Source organism: Paenibacillus sp. FSL K6-1217 (assembly GCF_045040735.1).
GTDB lineage: Bacteria > Bacillota > Bacilli > Paenibacillales > Paenibacillaceae > Paenibacillus_AQ.
Window position 1 is genome coordinate 6,448,231 of record NZ_CP150271.1, and the last position, 16,623, is coordinate 6,464,853.

General features: G+C 42.8%; 16 protein-coding genes and 1 CRISPR repeat array. Of the genes, 13 read left to right on the forward strand and 3 right to left on the reverse strand.

The window, feature by feature from the left end:
• Positions 1 to 23 precede the first annotated feature (23 nt).
• The 7 genes from MHH28_RS28390 (at position 24) to MHH28_RS28420 (ending at position 4,768) form a co-directional block, all read left to right on the forward strand.
• The gene (locus MHH28_RS28390; protein WP_405107999.1) at positions 24 to 509 is read left to right on the forward strand and encodes a ferritin-like domain-containing protein; all 486 of its coding nucleotides are present in this window, start codon (positions 24 to 26) and stop codon (positions 507 to 509) included.
• Positions 510 to 1,572: 1,063 nt separating this feature from the next.
• Positions 1,573 to 2,217, forward strand: a complete 645-nt coding sequence (locus MHH28_RS28395; RefSeq protein ID WP_405108002.1) for a hypothetical protein — start codon at positions 1,573 to 1,575, stop codon at positions 2,215 to 2,217.
• Between the two features lie 2 nt (positions 2,218 to 2,219).
• Positions 2,220 to 2,744 (forward strand): GNAT family N-acetyltransferase, encoded by a 525-nt coding sequence (locus MHH28_RS28400; protein WP_405117281.1) that lies wholly within the window; start codon positions 2,220 to 2,222, stop codon positions 2,742 to 2,744.
• 279 nt (positions 2,745 to 3,023) lie between these two features.
• A complete protein-coding gene (locus MHH28_RS28405) occupies positions 3,024 to 3,332 on the forward strand; it encodes a hypothetical protein (RefSeq protein ID WP_405108005.1) in 309 nt (102 codons plus the stop codon).
• Positions 3,333 to 3,404: 72 nt separating this feature from the next.
• Positions 3,405 to 3,785, forward strand: a complete 381-nt coding sequence (locus MHH28_RS28410; protein WP_405108008.1) for a hypothetical protein — start codon at positions 3,405 to 3,407, stop codon at positions 3,783 to 3,785.
• 132 nt (positions 3,786 to 3,917) lie between these two features.
• On the forward strand, positions 3,918 to 4,382 hold the full coding sequence (locus MHH28_RS28415) for a GNAT family N-acetyltransferase (protein ID WP_405108011.1): 465 nt from the start codon (positions 3,918 to 3,920) through the stop codon (positions 4,380 to 4,382).
• Between the two features lie 155 nt (positions 4,383 to 4,537).
• Complete coding sequence (locus MHH28_RS28420) at positions 4,538 to 4,768, forward strand: HAD hydrolase-like protein (protein WP_405108014.1); 231 nt, start codon at positions 4,538 to 4,540, stop codon at positions 4,766 to 4,768.
• A 33-nt stretch (positions 4,769 to 4,801) separates the two neighbouring features.
• On the opposite strand, the gene MHH28_RS28425 is transcribed toward MHH28_RS28420, so the two are convergent.
• Positions 4,802 to 5,710 (reverse strand): stalk domain-containing protein, encoded by a 909-nt coding sequence (locus MHH28_RS28425; RefSeq protein WP_405117283.1) that lies wholly within the window; start codon positions 5,708 to 5,710, stop codon positions 4,802 to 4,804.
• Positions 5,711 to 5,828: 118 nt separating this feature from the next.
• A complete protein-coding gene (locus tag MHH28_RS28430) occupies positions 5,829 to 6,596 on the reverse strand; it encodes a hypothetical protein (RefSeq protein WP_405108017.1) in 768 nt (255 codons plus the stop codon).
• A gap of 361 nt (positions 6,597 to 6,957) precedes the next feature.
• A CRISPR array of direct repeats spans positions 6,958 to 8,123; the repeat unit is 32 nt; unit sequence GTCGCACTCTATACGAGTGCGTGGATTGAAAT.
• Positions 8,124 to 8,231: 108 nt separating this feature from the next.
• Here MHH28_RS28430 and MHH28_RS28435 point away from each other — a divergent pair.
• The gene (locus MHH28_RS28435; protein WP_405108019.1) at positions 8,232 to 8,591 is read left to right on the forward strand and encodes an SH3 domain-containing protein; all 360 of its coding nucleotides are present in this window, start codon (positions 8,232 to 8,234) and stop codon (positions 8,589 to 8,591) included.
• 70 nt (positions 8,592 to 8,661) lie between these two features.
• Here MHH28_RS28435 and MHH28_RS28440 read toward each other — a convergent pair whose 3' ends face one another.
• Positions 8,662 to 8,895, reverse strand: coding sequence for a helix-turn-helix domain-containing protein (locus MHH28_RS28440; RefSeq protein ID WP_405108022.1), 234 nt, complete (start codon positions 8,893 to 8,895; stop codon positions 8,662 to 8,664).
• Positions 8,896 to 9,009: 114 nt separating this feature from the next.
• On the opposite strand from MHH28_RS28440, the gene MHH28_RS28445 reads away from it, so the two are divergent.
• The 5 genes from MHH28_RS28445 (at position 9,010) to cas7c (ending at position 16,020) form a co-directional block, all read left to right on the forward strand.
• Positions 9,010 to 9,651, forward strand: coding sequence for a hypothetical protein (locus tag MHH28_RS28445; RefSeq protein ID WP_405108025.1), 642 nt, complete (start codon positions 9,010 to 9,012; stop codon positions 9,649 to 9,651).
• Between the two features lie 619 nt (positions 9,652 to 10,270).
• Positions 10,271 to 12,541, forward strand: coding sequence for a CRISPR-associated helicase Cas3' (cas3, locus tag MHH28_RS28450; RefSeq protein WP_405108028.1), 2,271 nt, complete (start codon positions 10,271 to 10,273; stop codon positions 12,539 to 12,541).
• Between the two features lie 41 nt (positions 12,542 to 12,582).
• On the forward strand, positions 12,583 to 13,248 hold the full coding sequence (gene cas5c / locus MHH28_RS28455) for a type I-C CRISPR-associated protein Cas5c (RefSeq protein ID WP_405108031.1): 666 nt from the start codon (positions 12,583 to 12,585) through the stop codon (positions 13,246 to 13,248).
• A gap of 1 nt (position 13,249) precedes the next feature.
• Positions 13,250 to 15,157, forward strand: coding sequence for a type I-C CRISPR-associated protein Cas8c/Csd1 (gene cas8c, locus MHH28_RS28460; RefSeq protein WP_405108034.1), 1,908 nt, complete (start codon positions 13,250 to 13,252; stop codon positions 15,155 to 15,157).
• Positions 15,157 to 16,020, forward strand: coding sequence for a type I-C CRISPR-associated protein Cas7/Csd2 (gene cas7c, locus MHH28_RS28465; protein ID WP_405108037.1), 864 nt, complete (start codon positions 15,157 to 15,159; stop codon positions 16,018 to 16,020). Before cas8c ends, cas7c begins: the two co-directional genes overlap by 1 nt.
• Positions 16,021 to 16,623 lie beyond the last annotated feature (603 nt).

A 16,623-nucleotide genomic window follows, 5' to 3' on the forward strand; every position in this document is an offset into this window, starting at 1 on the left:
TTGCATTTCTGGAGGTTTAGCTCATGCATAGGATGTATCCTTATCCGTATTGGTTTAGAGCACAATTCGTCCCCGTTTGGGCCACTACAACACAAGAAGCACTTGAATTAATGAGGAATGCCGTACAAGGCGAACGAAATGATGAACTTTTTTATGATCAACTCATCAAACTGGCTCCGAACCAAGAACAAATTGACGTGATTACCTCTATCCGGAATGATGAAAGAGGACATAATCAAATGTTTCGGCAAATGTATAGGGAATTAACAGGACATGAAGTAACAGGAGTTAGCAACGAAGCTCCGGATAATGTTAATTCTTATATTGCCGGGTTGCAACAAGCCTTCCAAGGTGAATTATCTGCTGTAGAGAAATATCGAAAGATATGGTTCGGTCTTCCATACGGTATTTACAAGGATACTCTGTATGGCATTATTCTGGATGAGCAAAAACATGCGGCTAAATATAACAATCTCCTGATACAAAACCTAGCTGCAAATCAGTCCTGATCCTACGCATGGATAGGTCTCTTCTCTCACAGGGAGAGAAGGGGCCTCTTTGCTGATTAATACGCGTCTAGTTTTCACTGGCCGTATCTGGTGTAGAATACATAAAAAATTCCCTTTCTGTTACGCCCTATCTTCGTACTGCGCAACAACCCATAATAATTTTCGTGGAAACCAATACATTTATTAGGTAAAATATTGTGGAGGTGATTTTTATTTTTGAAAAATATATGGGTTTGTTCGCATTTCTGGCAATTATCTTTTTAGTAATAATATTTAATAAGTTTTTATTATGGTGGATAAAGGCTACCCTAGTGGCTTATTATTCTGTAATTTCTTATTTTTTTATTACGATTAGAAATAAAATTGATAGAGCATATGAGAGTCTTCTTCCAGTACAGATGCATATTGGGATAAAAATTCAAGCTGGTTTAATACGATGCAATCTTTGTTATTCTTTCCAACGTTAATATTTCTTCTTTTTGTTTATTACAAATGGTTTAAAGGCGTTAGAAGTAAGCAAGCTGAATTTTGGGTTATATTAAGCTGCATTCCAACTGCTATTATTATTTTGTTCTTTGCTTTTATGTTTTCTTTTTCATACGGGTACAGACCATGAGGATTGTACCTTTTTATTGCGCTATATGCGTCAAAAGTTCACTAGTCCACTCTTGGCAGAGTACATAAACTGAATTTTCCCTCTCAGTAACTTTAAATAAAATTTTCCATTCCATCTATAACAGAGTGCCCAGAACGTCATATTGAGCTTGCTGAATAGGTTAAAGATAAGTGGCCAAATGTAAAGAAGGTGGTCCTTCCAAAAATTGATGAAAGTTTATCGGCTGAAGCTAGCACGAGACTATAAAGTAATTTATCGCAACATGATTTGTTCCTATCAAACATGGTGTGCTATATGCGTAAGGAGAATACTACATTGATACTACTCAGATCCAAAAGGATCAAAATCATCACCTTTTCTACCATTCTGATATTCGCTCTTGTCGTACTAATCTTGTATTTGAGTTATGCGAAGCAAACAAATGCTGTATTAGTCAAATACTCTAGAATGAACCAAATTGCTCCTAATGTATTCGTTGAACCTGAAATCAATGAGAGTGAAAAAGCAGAACTAATCCATTTTGTTCAAACATCTTCTGCGAAAATTAATCTACTTTTTGGTCCAAAAGAATCGGCCCCTGTTGTAATCTATGCAAAATCAAAAAAGGCTTTGGATAATTATGCGGATTCTGATATTGGACAAACTTATTATTATCCATGGAATAACTACATTGTTGTCGGCTCAAGGGGTTATAACGAGAATGTTATTGCTCATGAATTCACCCATGCAGAATTAAGAAAGAGGCTCAAAAACAGCAGCAAAGTGCCAGTATGGTTTGATGAGGGGCTAGCCGCTATGGTCGATGGCCGATTTACAGATAATGAAAAAACTTGGAAAATCCAAACGAAAGACGGCAAAGAATCAATAAATTTCGACCTATTGGACTCCCACTCTGCATTCCAGCCTAATGCTCAAAGTCGTATGAACTATGAACTGGCGTGTTATGAGGTTTCGAGGTGGTATGAAATTGTGGGTACTCCTGGTCTATTAAAGCTGTTGGATTCTCTGAATGAAGGTGAAGAATTTATTAAGGTGTATAAAGGGATCGAAAGTAACATGAGTGATGAAGCTAGAGGAGGTAATTTATATTGAGTATGCAGTATAGAAAATTAGCGATTGAAGATTGTGCACTAATAAATGATATAAATCCTTCACAATACATAAATAATGCATGGAGAGAAGTTGATGGAAAACGCCAGTTAGTCAAAATCAATTATCAAGATTCTGACTGGGCTAATGGTTATGAACACCACTTCAATAGTCTAAAAGCAACTATTTCAAGTAACGGTGAAGCGGTTGGTGCCTTTGATGAAAATAACAAATTAATAGGGTTCGCAACATTAAATCGTGAGTTCTTTGGTGAAAATTATAAATACGTTTTATTAGACCAGTTATTTATTTCATTGGAGCATAGGAATAAAGGAATTGGTAAAAAGCTATTCTTAATAATCGCAGAAAGAGCTAAAGTGTGGAAAGCAGATAAAATATATATTTGTGCTGGTTCTGCCGAGGAGACGGTTGCATTTTATTTTGCAATTGGCTGTAAAGAGACGGTAGAAATAAATAAGAAACTATACGAAAACGATCCAAATGATTATCAATTAGAGTTTCTGCTTTAGTGGGAAAGTAGTCTATTCAACTAACGAGAAACATTGTTTCATCTACACAGCGGCAGTTTATGACTCTGTTTTTCGTTCGGAACTGCCGTGATAGGTTGAATTTTTTCACCGTACTATCCCGCTCTTACGGAGCAGTATACGTCAAAAGTTTATCCTTACTCTGGATATGTTACTTTCAGGAAAATGAGGTGTCTATATTGGGCTCTAGGATAATGCATTACTGTATTACTGTGCAACTTGCAGAGAAGTTGAAAATCAACTCAGAGTTTTTACATCTCGGTGGACTTGCTCCAGATGCTATTGGTTCTAACGATCAATCAAAAGACGATATTAAACGCAAAGCTAATTCACCACTTTAAATTAACTAAATGCAAACTGACGATTGAACAAAATGAAATGGACGTAATTGATATGCATGCATTATCTGGTGTTATCCATCAATTTGAAGCTGATTTTATAGCTGACCCTATTGCGGAACATTCACCGTTGGGACTATATACTTTTGAAGATATTCTCTCTTATATCGATCGTTCAGTTAAGGAAACAGTTAGTAGATTAGAAGAAATTCATTGGGAGACAAGGATCTAAGTAATACGTTGAGTTCAACAACATAGCGTTAATTTACAATGAAACCTTTACTTCAATGGGGGCTTTCCTACGGTGAAAACTCAAATCAGAAACCTAACCATCCAAGACCAGCCTTTTGTATATTGGCTTGTGGGTGGTCCTCGCTTCACATTAAATATTTCACCCAAAGAAGATAAAACTACAAAAATCACACTCATTTTCGAAGCTGCTCCACCAGAGGAAGAACACCACACCTTTTGGGAGTTTTATGATATTTCAGCATATAAAGATAACTACCATATCATCATTCATCTTGGGAACCCGAGACATATTTCAGAGATTATTCTTTACTTACAACAGGAAAAACCAGAGTTGTGGCTCAAAGGAAAGCACCATACTATAGAAAACGCTTGGGAGTTGTTGCAAGCTATGGGTTACTCCGATATGGAGCCCATTTGGATTAAGCATTGGTAGTTGTTTTGTGTGGCGAGCAAGCCCCCAAGTTCGGGCAGTGTAATTCAGTTATATTCAACTTCTACCTGGTTTTTAAAGATGTCAGTTTGTATAATTATTCCATATACGGCCAGCCAAGAGGAGAAGTGAATTATGTACATTCAGACAGAACGGCTCAACATTACTGCTTTTAACCAAGAAAATTACATAAAAGTATCAGAAACATATTCTATTAGAAATCATATCATTAACTATTTGGATAAGCTAAAAGGGGAACCTGAATTGTTAGGCTGGGGTGCTTGGTTTGTAACCTTAACGGATAACCATCAAATTATCGGTGACATTGGCTACAAGGGGAAGCCCAATCAAGGAATTGTAGAAGTTGGATTTGGCCTTATTCCTGAAATGCATAATAAGGGTATAGCCACTGAGTCGGTAGGAGCTATTATAGAATGGGCCTTATCATCAAAAAAAGTCCAAAAAATTGTGGCCGAGTGCCTTAACGATAACATTCCGTCTATCAGAGTCCTGGAGAAATTGAATTTTACACGAACCGGAATAGAGAACGGAATGATTAACTGGGAATTGGTAAAGGATCAATCTCTACACTCACACTAAGAGTCTGATATTCAAACCATAACGCTCATGATATAATCCCAAAAAAGGGAGGAGTGCGTTGAGCGGGTTCATAATCGTTGTTCTTATTTTTATTATAATTTTTGGAGTATTCAGGAAAAAGAGGTGAGTCCGCTTTGACTCTTCAAGCTGTATTTGTGGGTGATACCCGGTGTGCGGTGATTGGCGATGTGGGTTCAATCGATATGCTTGCAGCGGCAGCAGTGGAGGCCAGAAGGATTTTGGTAAAGACGGGCTGGGGGATGCAGTCTTTGGATAAATACCGTCACCTGTGGTATGAGCAGGCAGCACCAGATTATATTGCAAAGGACCTCCTGGATGCGGCAAAATGGTTGGTAGACACAATAAAGCGGACAACGCCTGGATAGAGCTACGTTGTCCGCTTTTTCAATGACAATGGGTTAAGGCTTCACCTCTCCCGGAATCTCAAAAAACACCTCGGAATTCATATCCTTCATTCCCAAAGTAGTCTCGTTCCCGTTAGGATCAATGAATCCATAACCCGCTGCTCCAATATGTCCCATGAAATGGTAAAATACGACCCGGCCCGTTAGTTTGGGGAGTGTGCCGTCCTGGTTGGTAATTTGGTAAGGTTTGAAGAACAGGCCGCTTGCCGCTTTAACCTTCCAGTCGAAGGTGGCGGTCCACTTGACTTCGCTATGGTCCCCCACAACCTCGTAGTAGGAAATACTGTTACCCCCGGATAGGAAAAATTGGTCAGCCCTTCCCTCCGGAAAATAGTAATCGAAAGTGCCTCCCTCTACGCCACCCACTTCAAATTGTTCAAGCGCGCTAACTCTCGGTAATTTCAGGGCTGCGGTCCGGGCTTCAGCCAGATTGGTGGAGGCTAATTGCTGTTTAAGCTCTTCACTGGGCTTGGAAGCGACGAAAACAATTCGCTGCTTGGGATTCCATAAGACATATGCCCCGGTGGATTCAGCCATGAAGCGTAAGGGGACCATAACCCGCCCTTTTCGGATGACCGAAGCGGCTTCGAGTTTCACTTTCTGATTGCCGATCTTTGCAGTCTGTTGGCCTGCCACTAAGGTGACGGTCTGTCCGTCTCGGGTAAGCGTGACTGTTTTCGTGGCGTTGTTCCATTGGATGGAGCTGCCGGGTATTTTTTGGGCCACCTGCAGGGGGACCATCGTCGTGCCACTCGTGATATACGGGGCCACATCTGTATCCACAAACGAGTTGTTCATCGAGATCTGAATGGCAGATGAAGCGGCTGAAGCCGTTCCCGTTAAGGCACTTCCAGTGAATAGCAGCGACGCGATAAGCCACCCGGCAACGCCTTTTTTCAACATTGAGTTCACTAATGTAAATCCTCCTTGTTCCAAATTATGTTTTATTCTTCCTGTGGATTTAGACGCAAGAGGGGACATAAGGTTGCTAGGATGGAGGAGATCTTTTCGCATAAACTTGTTATATATCTTCGGAGTTAAAATCCTTGAGCCGGACTAATTTCTTTTTTCCCTGATTGCCTTTGGTCGTGGTTGTCTGTCCTTGTTCGTCTGTTCTCCGCTTAACAAATTGCCCGGTCAAATAATTAATATCATTCTCATCCGCCTGCTCCATGGTTACAGCACCTGTGAAATAGGTTCCGCTCGTGGAGCCGATCAGAAACCAATCCTGATCCTGATACCGAAATCTGTATTTGTTGTACCATCTCCAGTTGCTGCCCCCATAATCGCTGACCAGAACAGACCCCCGATCAATGGTTATGCTCTCAAAAGGATCGCCCCATATTCCACCCTCATCTGCTTGCAAAATGACATGATCGGCGATGATGGAGAGGGTGTATGTGTTATTTTTGCCGCCAAAAGCGATTAATAGGGATCGCGGTGATGCCTCTCCCTTGACCGAATTTTTCTCAATGACCATTGCAAGATCTGAAATCCCGTCTTTATTTAAGTCGCCTTTGGCGAGGGCTTTCTCTCCCAGGTATGGCTCCAAAATATGCCACCCGGCCGGAATCAAGGCATTCATGCTCTGTGCTTTAGGCACTGGCGTTGGGGAGGGGGCAGCCCTTGGTGATGGGGTGTGGGAAGGAGTCGGTTTACTGGATGGGGCTAGGGTGTGAGATGGAGTTGCTTTTGACACCTGAGCTTGGAGTGCATAAGTATCCTTACACCCCATTAGGTAACTTAAAAGTGCAATAGCACTGATAGATGTTAATATATATTTTTTCATTGAATTCGATTCCCCTTCTCCTTAAGGTATGTAGCCTAATGTTGACCTTTACCACTACCAGTATATCGAATGGCCTAGTGCATATGAAACGCCGCACATACAACAAAAAAACTACAATATTGAGAGATTTATCGTTATGCAGAATGGCTTGCGATGGATTAAAATAGAAGGAGAGGGCCGGTGCGAATGCCAAGCTCCCATGAAATCCCTGGGGGTTTCGCACCTCAGAGTTTGTCGAAAGTTTATAAATATGAGGGTATTCTTTAGAAGTCAAGGGTGGTTGTATATCTTTTAAAGAATAGAATTAGGGGACAGATAGTGAATTAATACGGGAAAAGCATGGGTTACGCTTTTTTCCGCTGTCGCACTCTATACGAGTGCGTGGATTGAAATATTAAACAGGGCTATGAGTATCTTAAGACGTTGCGTCGCACTCTATACGAGTGCGTGGATTGAAATATATATGATTGTCGATCCTGTAGAACGTGCAAAGTCGCACTCTATACGAGTGCGTGGATTGAAATCAATAGTAGAGATAACCAACATCTACCGATTGACGTCGCACTCTATACGAGTGCGTGGATTGAAATGGCGATGAATGCGGCATCGGCCGGGTCCGGTGCATGTCGCACTCTATACGAGTGCGTGGATTGAAATTGATCAAACCGGAACTGCTGGAAGATACGATTGTCGCACTCTATACGAGTGCGTGGATTTAAATAAACACCGCCTAACGGACACGCTATCAGACGAACGTCGCACTCTATACGAGTGCGTGGATTGAAATATCAACGATCCACCAGAGGCTGCACTGGAACAGGGTCGCACTCTATACGAGTGCGTGGATTGAAATGGACTACAACAAGGACAAGACAGTGGCAGAGAAAGTCGCACTCTATACGAGTGCGTGGATTGAAATGCGATATACTTTTTATAGACCACCACGCCGCCAAGTCGCACTCTATACGAGTGCGTGGATTGAAATACCTCCAAATTTATCCTTGAAGAACATATCTAACTTTCGCACTCTATACGAGTGCGTGGATTGAAATTCGACCGCGACCTCTAACGCCTTATGCGCGGGAACCGTCGCACTCTATACGAGTGCGTGGATTGAAATAATTCTAGCCCGTAGTATCTTGGACAACGTTGTAAGCGTCGCACTCTATTCGAGTGCGTGGATTGAAATAGCGGGGCGAGATGCTCCACGATTTCCGACTCATGTCGCACTCTACACGAGTGCGTGGATTGAAATTCTGCCGTGCTGGTGGATGAAGGTCAACGGCAACCTCGTCGCACTCTACACGAGTGCGTGGATTGAAATTCCCAGATCATATCTGCTGGGCTCATGGTTTCTACGTCGCACTCTACACGAGTGCGTGGATTGAAATGGGATGGACAAGGGGACAGCGGAGAAGATTGCCAGCGTCGCACTCTACACGAGTGCGTGGATTGAAATGGGATGGACAAGGGGACAGCGGAGAAGATTGCCAGCGTCGTACTCTACACGAGTGCGTGGATTGAAATTTTGGTAACTGTCATTGGAAAAATGACCAAGGAGTCGCACTCCGTATGGAGTGTGGCCTGAAGTAAATACCGGTCTTACACACAAAATGAGAATGGAGGTATCCTAGCTTGCAACGATACACCGTAATCAAAGCTCATACATCTACTTATCCTGATCCAATCATCCTGCAAAAAGGTCAAGAAGTTTGGTATGGCAGGGAGGATACCCAATTTCCAAATTGGATTTTTTGTAAATCAGTCTCTACTAACAAAGAAGGGTGGGTGCCGAAGCAGATTTTAACTTCTCCAGATAGCCATGATATTGCAAAAGTGATCGAAGATTATTCCGCCCATGAACTGACAGTTACTCAAGGGGAGATACTGTGGGGGTTAAAGCACTTAAACGATTGGACTTACTGTAAAACGGATAATAACGAATACGGTTGGGTCCCAGCCTTTTGTTTATCTGACTTACACGAATCTGGTTAGCTCCATCTTATAAATAAAAGCACTGGATATCTGCGCAGCCGCAGGACTCAGTGCTTTTTTTAATCCTATCCTATTCCTTCCGGCGTACCTCAAATAAATCGTTAGGGCTGACTTCAAAATAGAGGCAAAGCTTCATGATTAATTCTGCTGATATTTTCTTTTTATCCATGTTGGTGTTATGCACTAATTCCATTATGGTCGTTCTCCGGTGGCCGATTTCATTGGACAATTTTAGTACTGAGATATTGTGTGTCTTTAAAATTTGGTCGAGTTTACAGTGCAGTGTATATTTATCAAATTCCATGGGGACCTCCTAATAATAATGATTGCACTTTCATAGTGCATGATGTATATTATTGATATAGAAGTTGAACTTTAAACGTGCAGTTTCTGGAGGTAATCAAATGGAGGTTGCTCTATGTCCAAACGTCGCCCTCGCAAACATAATACTCAAGCTATTCTGGACATATCCCGGAAAAATTTGGTGTGGCCAGAGCTAAATGGATTACGGGATACGATCCACTACTATCATTTGACTGATGCGCTGGGACGTAAATGGCAGACAATTGGTTGTCATGTTACGGATGCGATTAAGGTTTTTAAAATGGGAGCGTATCCACCCTGGACAATTATTATTGAAGAGGCACCTGATACCCCTGACCTAACAGCTCGAGAGTTGGTAGCGATTCTTAACTGTGATGACAAAGCGTTAGTTAATGACATGAAAATTATTTTAAATACACCAGTAAGATGCAGTCAGTTTATAAATACGATTGTTAACGTTAATCATTATAGCATTTTTACAGTGTTATATGACCTGAAAAATGAGTATCTACTAAATGATCCAATACCCAATCTTGACTTTGAGACTCTGTATAAAATAAACCCGATTGAAGCCTTATCCCGATTGTACTTGGAAAATGTAGATACATTGGATTATTGGTATTGGGTGCAAGCTGGAGGTTCGGCTGAGTTAGCTGTAAGTTTCAGATCCGAGAATCCTACGCTAAGTTTTATACAAGCTATCGAAAAGGCCGAGCGGAGGAACAATAATCCATAGACTACTGAAGCTAGTAGTGAGCTAATTAGTTTGCAGAAAATAAGTGGTGGAGTAAGATAGAAGGGAGGGCTGGTGCGAATGCCAAGCTCCCATGAAATTCCCGGGAGATTCGCACCTCAGAATTTGTCGAAACTCTAACATTGAGCGAATGTACTTGGAAGGTCAAGAGTGGACTGATACTTTTTCAAGAATTGAGTTTGGATAAAGATAGTGAATTAATACGGAATAAGCATAGGTTATGCTGTTTTCCGCTGTCGCACTCTATACGAGTGCGTGGATTGAAATTATAGTCAGCGGCATGAGTTGAATCACTTCAAGATCGTACTCCATGTGAGTGCGTGGATTAACCGTGATACCACACAAAAAGAAGCTAGTTCCAGACTACTCTGGACTAGCTTCTTTTTTTAGAATATTTAACCACAAGTTTCAATCCACGCATCCTTTGGGAGCGACTAAGCACTTCATTTATATTATATGGAGTACTCCCAGGATGCAATACGTAGAGTGTGGTATATTTAGGATCATTTTGGATTTTTTTGTATACAACCCATCAGAAATGAGTTAAAATATAAATATGTATTTAATTTTTAATCACAAGAAGTTAAGAAAGAGGTGAATAATGTACTACGCCCACAGCACAGATTCTGCAAATAAAAGTGAGTGGCAGTTATTATTGAATCATCTAAATGAAGTGGCCCAATTAACAGCTAAATTTGCTAGTCAATTTGGAATGGAGAAATGGGGTTACATAGCCGGTTATCTCCATGATCTTGGGAAGTATTCTGATGAATTTCAAAGCAGGCTTGATGGATCAAGTAGAAGAGTGGATCATTCCACGGCAGGAGCAAGAGAAATCATTAAGGCTGCTGGTTCTAATCAACGCTTGGCTGTAATCTTATCCTACATCATTGCTGGTCATCATAGCGGCTTACCAAACTATGGGACAATTTCGGGAGCGGATTCTTGCCTTGCGCGCAGACTGGTAAAAGATTTGGATGATTATAGTGCAGCTTTTCGTGAGGTCAAAATTCCGGCACTGCCAGCACAGTTTTCGTTGCAGCCGGGAATATCATCATCTTTTCAGATGTCTTTTCTTACTCGAATGCTTTTTTCTTGCCTGGTCGATGCAGATACTTTGAATACAGAACGCTTCTTAAACCCGGATCAAGCGGATAAGAGAGGAGTAGCTGCCAATTTTCCCGTTTTACTTAAGCGCTTTCAGGATTATATGGCGAAGAGATTCCCTAAGCCTGGTAGTCAAATTGATTATTTGCGGACAGAAATATTCAATGAGTGTATAGGCAAAGCCTCACAACCCCGTGGCCTATTCTCATTAACCTTACCTACCGGCAGTGGTAAAACGTTGATCTCGCTGGGCTTTGCATTGGGACATGCAGTGCAGCATAAGGAATTGGAACGAATCATATACGCAATTCCTCATACCAACATAATCGAGCAAAACGCTGCTATTTTCCGTGATGTATTAGGGGAAGAGGTTGTGCTGGAGCATCATTCCAATGTCCACCATGACACGGATGAGTCGGAAGAATTAATAAAAGAAGAGCAGGAAGTGCGTAGGCTCCGTGATACGAGAAGGCTTTCTGAAGAGAATTGGGACATACCTGTTATCGTGACGACAAATGTGCAGTTTTTTGAATCACTGTTCTCTCACAAGCGTTCCCAGACCCGAAAGCTGCATAACCTTACGAACAGCGTTATCGTGCTGGATGAGGCACAGATGATGAATGGAGCTTTTTTCAAACCTTGTATGTACGCACTGGAGGAGCTTGTTCGGAATTATGGGTGTACTGTGATTATGTGTACTGCAACACAACCGCCAGCTTCGGAAATTTTGAATCACCCCCGTATGAAGCAGCAAATTAATGTTAAGGAAATTGTGACTCACCCGGAATTACGCTTCAGACAGTTCGAACGTGTAAAAGTATGCAGCCGCGGAATTGTAAGTCTTGACGGCTTAGTTGAAGAACTGAAAGGTTTGCCTCAAGCATTGTGCATTGTTAATACCCGTAAGACCGCGCGTGAACTATTTGAGACTTTGCAGCATATACAGTCACGATCCGCTAATACACTTGAGGGAATGTATCACTTAAGTGCGAGAATGTGTCCTAGACACAGAATGGCTATATTATATAAGGTCCGTCAACGCCTTGAGTCTGGTCAGCCTTGTCTCTTAATTAGCACGCAATTAATTGAAGCAGGAGTAGATGTAGATTTCCCGGAGGTTTACCGTGAGTTAGCTGGACTTGATTCAGTTGCTCAGGCGGCTGGACGATGTAACCGGAATGGGAAATTATCTCATGGAAAAGTACATGTGTTTGAACTGGGGCAGGGACTACCTGCGGGTTGGATGAGTTTAACGGGCAATATAGCTAGAACTATTCTTAAAGATAGTTTGGAAGAAGGGCTTGATCCGTTATCCGTCTCAGCAGTTGAGCGGTATTTTGCCGAACTTTCTTATTTTCAGCACATCGGAAACAGAGACTCTACGGACGGCAAGGAGATTATCGCCAAGATTGAAAGAAACGGTAGACAGCTCGCTTTTCCTTTTGCTGAGATCGGCCGGGAATTCCGGATGATTGATGAGCAGATGGAGCCGGTCATCATTCCCTTTAAGACTGAAGAGGAAAAGCTTGTGGAGGATAATAGCGCTGCATTCTCGATTCTGCTTAAGCGTCTTCGCCATGCTCCTCAATTAAGTAGAGAACTTGTGAGGAAACTTCAGCCTTATACGGTTCAACTATATGAACAGGAATATGAGGCTTTTAAGCAAGCGGGGGAACTTACAGAGATTAGCCCGGGGATCAGAATGCTAGAACATCCTGATTTATGGTACAGCCAGCAGATAGGAGTCAAGCCTTACTTTGCTTAGTGTGCAAGTAAGCTACCTTAATAGCTAACGGAGGTGAACATATGGGATATGGTATTAAGCTCCATGTTTGGGGGGACTATGCATGTTTCACGCGCCCGGAAATGAAGGCTGAGCGAGTCAGTTATGATGTCATCACTCCGTCTGCAGCTCGAGGTATTCTCGAGAGCCTTCACTGGAAGCCGGCTATCCGGTGGGTGGTCGACCGTATTCATGTACTGAACGAAATTAAATTTGAATCCATTCGCCGCAATGAGACAGAATCTAAACTATCAGCTGCTATTGTTAAGTCAGCTATGAACGGCAAAACAAGCAATGTTCGTCAGAATGTGATGGAGGAACGGCAACAGCGGATGACCTTAATGCTAAAGCAGGTCGGATATATTATAGAGGCACACTTTGAGATGACCTCAAAATCGGGAGCTATGGACACTCCTCAGAAGCACTATAATATTTTTCTCCGTCGTGCGCGTTTAGGACAAGTGTTTCAACAACCCTACTTAGGTTGTCGGGAGTTCCCTGCCAATTTTCAATTAATTGAAAACGGACAAGCCATGCCTATTACTTATTATGCCGGGACTGGAGAACGAGATTTGCAGTGGATGCTCTGGGATCTCGATTACGAAGCTAGTATGGAGGCAAAGTTTTTCCGTGCTGTAATGAATGCAGGAATTATTGACGTACCGGATTTGAGTAAAGGAGGGAAATAAGATGATCACCCAGTCTCTTTATGAGCGTTATCTAAAGCTCTCTCAAGATCCGGCTTCAGGTATGGCTCCACCTGGTTTCAGCACGGACAAGATCTCTTTTGTGCTGGAGCTTGCTAAAGATGGCCGACCGCTGCGTATTTTGGATATCCGTGATAACAGAGGCCAAAGGCCTTTGTCAATTTCAATGGATGTACCGGAGCATGGAGCACGCTCAAGCGGGGTAAAGCCTTACTTTTTATCGGATAAAGCAGAATATATTTTTGGTCTGATTGAAAAAAACGGAGTTCGTTCCACATCGCTCAAGAAATTTGAGGCCAGCCGCGAGTTGCACCGTTCTCTACTCAATGGGTGTGTTTCACCTGATGGCCTTGCAGTCTTGAATTTTTTTGAACGTTGGAATCCTGAAGAACCTGAAGGTGATGAATTCTTTCAACTGAGTTTGAACAAAGCGCTATCTGGAACAGATAATAACTTTATCTTTAAGCTGCAAGGAAGCGATCCCTTCGTACATCAGACATCTGAAATAATAACTATCTGGACCAGCTCTCAAAGAGAAGACAAGAAGGGAACCGTCTATGGAACCTGTCTGATCTCCGGTGAGGCTAATCGTCCCATTGCGCGTACTCATGAGATCAAGATCAAAGGGGTCGCAGATGCTCAATCAATGGGAGCTAGTTTAGTTTCTTTTAATTTTCCTGCACTCCAATCGTATGGTAAAGAACAAAGTTATAACGCACCAGTAAGCGAAGAGGCAGCCGCCGGATATGCTAAAGCTTTAAACCATCTGCTTGCCTCAAGGGAGAACCGGCTGCGGGGCGTAGGTGATATGACAGTTGTCTTCTGGGCAGACCGTCAGTCAGGGCAAGGAAAAGAATGGGTTGCTCAAGAGGAAATGTTCGGAACCTTCTTTGATAACGAACCGGATGAACAACTGAAGGAGGATTTGCAGGGTACTGAACAGCTTAAGGATATAATGCTTCGTGTTCGCAGTGGTATAGAAGTGTCGGAAAATATGTTGCCTGCTCCGCAAGCACTGTTCACTGTACTGGGGCTATCGCCGAATGTTGCCCGTCTGGCTGTTCGTTATTTCTGGCAGGGTACTTTTGATTCGCTTTTTGTACGATTGTCACAGCATTCCGCAGACATGGCTATGAGTCGTCCTGGGGATAAATCTCCTGTGCTGCCCAGTCTTTATCGGGTTATGCGGGAAACGGTCCACGCAAATATGGATTCAGGCAAAATGAAAAAGGCAACCGCTGCTATGGCTGGTGCATGGTTTCGTTCTGTACTTCAAGGCAATGCCTATCCATATTCAGTATTTGCAGCAATTATCGGTCGTATAAGGGTGGATGGAAGAATATCACCTTATGGTGAATCAGCAGGAAGTGCATGGGTTCGGGCATCAGTCATTAAGGCGTATTTGCAGCGTTATGCACGGATTAATAACAATGATGTGCTGAGAGGAGCACTGACGATGGGACTTAATGAGAATAATGAGACACAAACCGTAGCCTATAGACTTGGCAGATTATTCGCTGTTCTGGAACGGGCGCAGATCGAAGCCTCAGGGGGGTACGGAAAATTAAATACGACGATTAAAGATCGGTACTTTTCCTCTGCTTCTACTACTCCATTGGCGGTATTTCCGAATTTAATCCGTCTGGCGCAGGCACACATCTCTAATCCAAAGGCAAAGTTCGGAAAGTTCAGAGACCGGGATATCGGTGAGGTGTTATCCGGCGTCCCTAAATTTCCAACCCATTTAAATCTTGAAGAGCAAGGTTTGTTTATTCTTGGATACTACCATCAAGCGCAACATACTGGTAGTAAAACAAGCGGAATTGAATCAGGCTCTGAAACGGGTGCCACTACTACATTAAACAAGGATAAGAAAGGTGAGGATGAATAATGAGTACGCCTATTAACCGCCATGAATTTACGATCTTTTTCGATGTTAAGAATGGCAATCCGAACGGAGATCCTGATGCCGGTAATATGCCGAGAATTGATCCGGAGACAGGGCACGGAATCGTAACAGATGTATGTCTTAAGCGCAAAATCCGCAACTATGTAGAAGTAACAAAAAACGGACAAGAAGGCCATAATATTTATGTATCTGAAGGCGCGGTACTCAATGAACAACATCGTCAAGCCTATAGAGCTTTGCGCGAAGAGGATACAGATAAATTGAAGGAGTTGAAGCCTGCGGATAAAGCAGAGAGTTATAAACTTACCCGCTGGATGTGTAATAACTTTTTTGACGTTCGTACATTTGGGGCGGTCATGACCACTAAAATTAACTGCGGACAAGTTCGCGGTCCTGTACAGTTTACTTTCGCAAGAAGTATTGACCCAGTATTCTCTCAAGAGCTAACCATAACCCGCCAAGCTGTTACTCAAGAGGGAACTGACAAGGAGCGGGAGATGGGACGCAAGCATATCATCCCCTACGGACTTTATAGAATGGATGGTTATATCTCGGGGCATTTGGCTCAACAGACAAACTTTACTTCCGATGATCTGGAACTGCTATGGGCTGCGATTGAGAACATGTTTGAATATGATCGCTCTGCCTCCCGTGGACAGATGGCACTTCGCAAATTGATTATTTTTGAACATAGCTCAGTCTTGGGGAATGCGCCTGCTCACAAGCTGTTTGAACGTATTCATGCAGAAAGTGTTCTTGGAGTAGCTGCGAGAGATTATAAGGATTACCTTATCACGATTGATCGTTCCGAGTTGCCTGAAGGGGTAAATATGATTGAGAGATAGAATTGTTGGACAAAGAGGGTCTAATGCTTAAGCGTTGCTGCTTACCCGTCATTTGCGTAATGATCTGGATGAGTATCCTCCGTTCCTGTGGAAGTAGGTGTAATCGATGCTAGTGCTAATCACTTATGATGTAAGTACAACCAGCTGATGTCGCTCCTCATCTAGGAGCGTGGATTGAAATCTGATCTGGAAAGACTTCCGGGGAGTTGCCATAAAGTCGCTCCTCATGTAGGAGCGTGGATTGAAATTCAAACAGCAGGATTGCGAACTCCTCCCCGCCATAGTCGCTCCTCGTGCAGGAGCGTGGATTGAAATCGGATGAAGCCTGGCTTCGCGATCGGCGCGTCGGCCTAGCTCCTCATGTAGAAGTGTGTATTAAAAGAGGGGGGATCGGCACTATCACAGGTATGGTCTGGCCCCTCCTTATGTACGAGCATGGATTGAAATCACACAAAGAATAATCGCCCTCATACCAACACCTGCCCACAAACTCCCAACCCACACGTTCTTTCGCCCCGATACTTCACCAATCCTACTAACCCTCCCCCACCCCCCGTACATATCCCACAAGTGAGTATCCGACCCGGCCCCTGGCATGTTAAA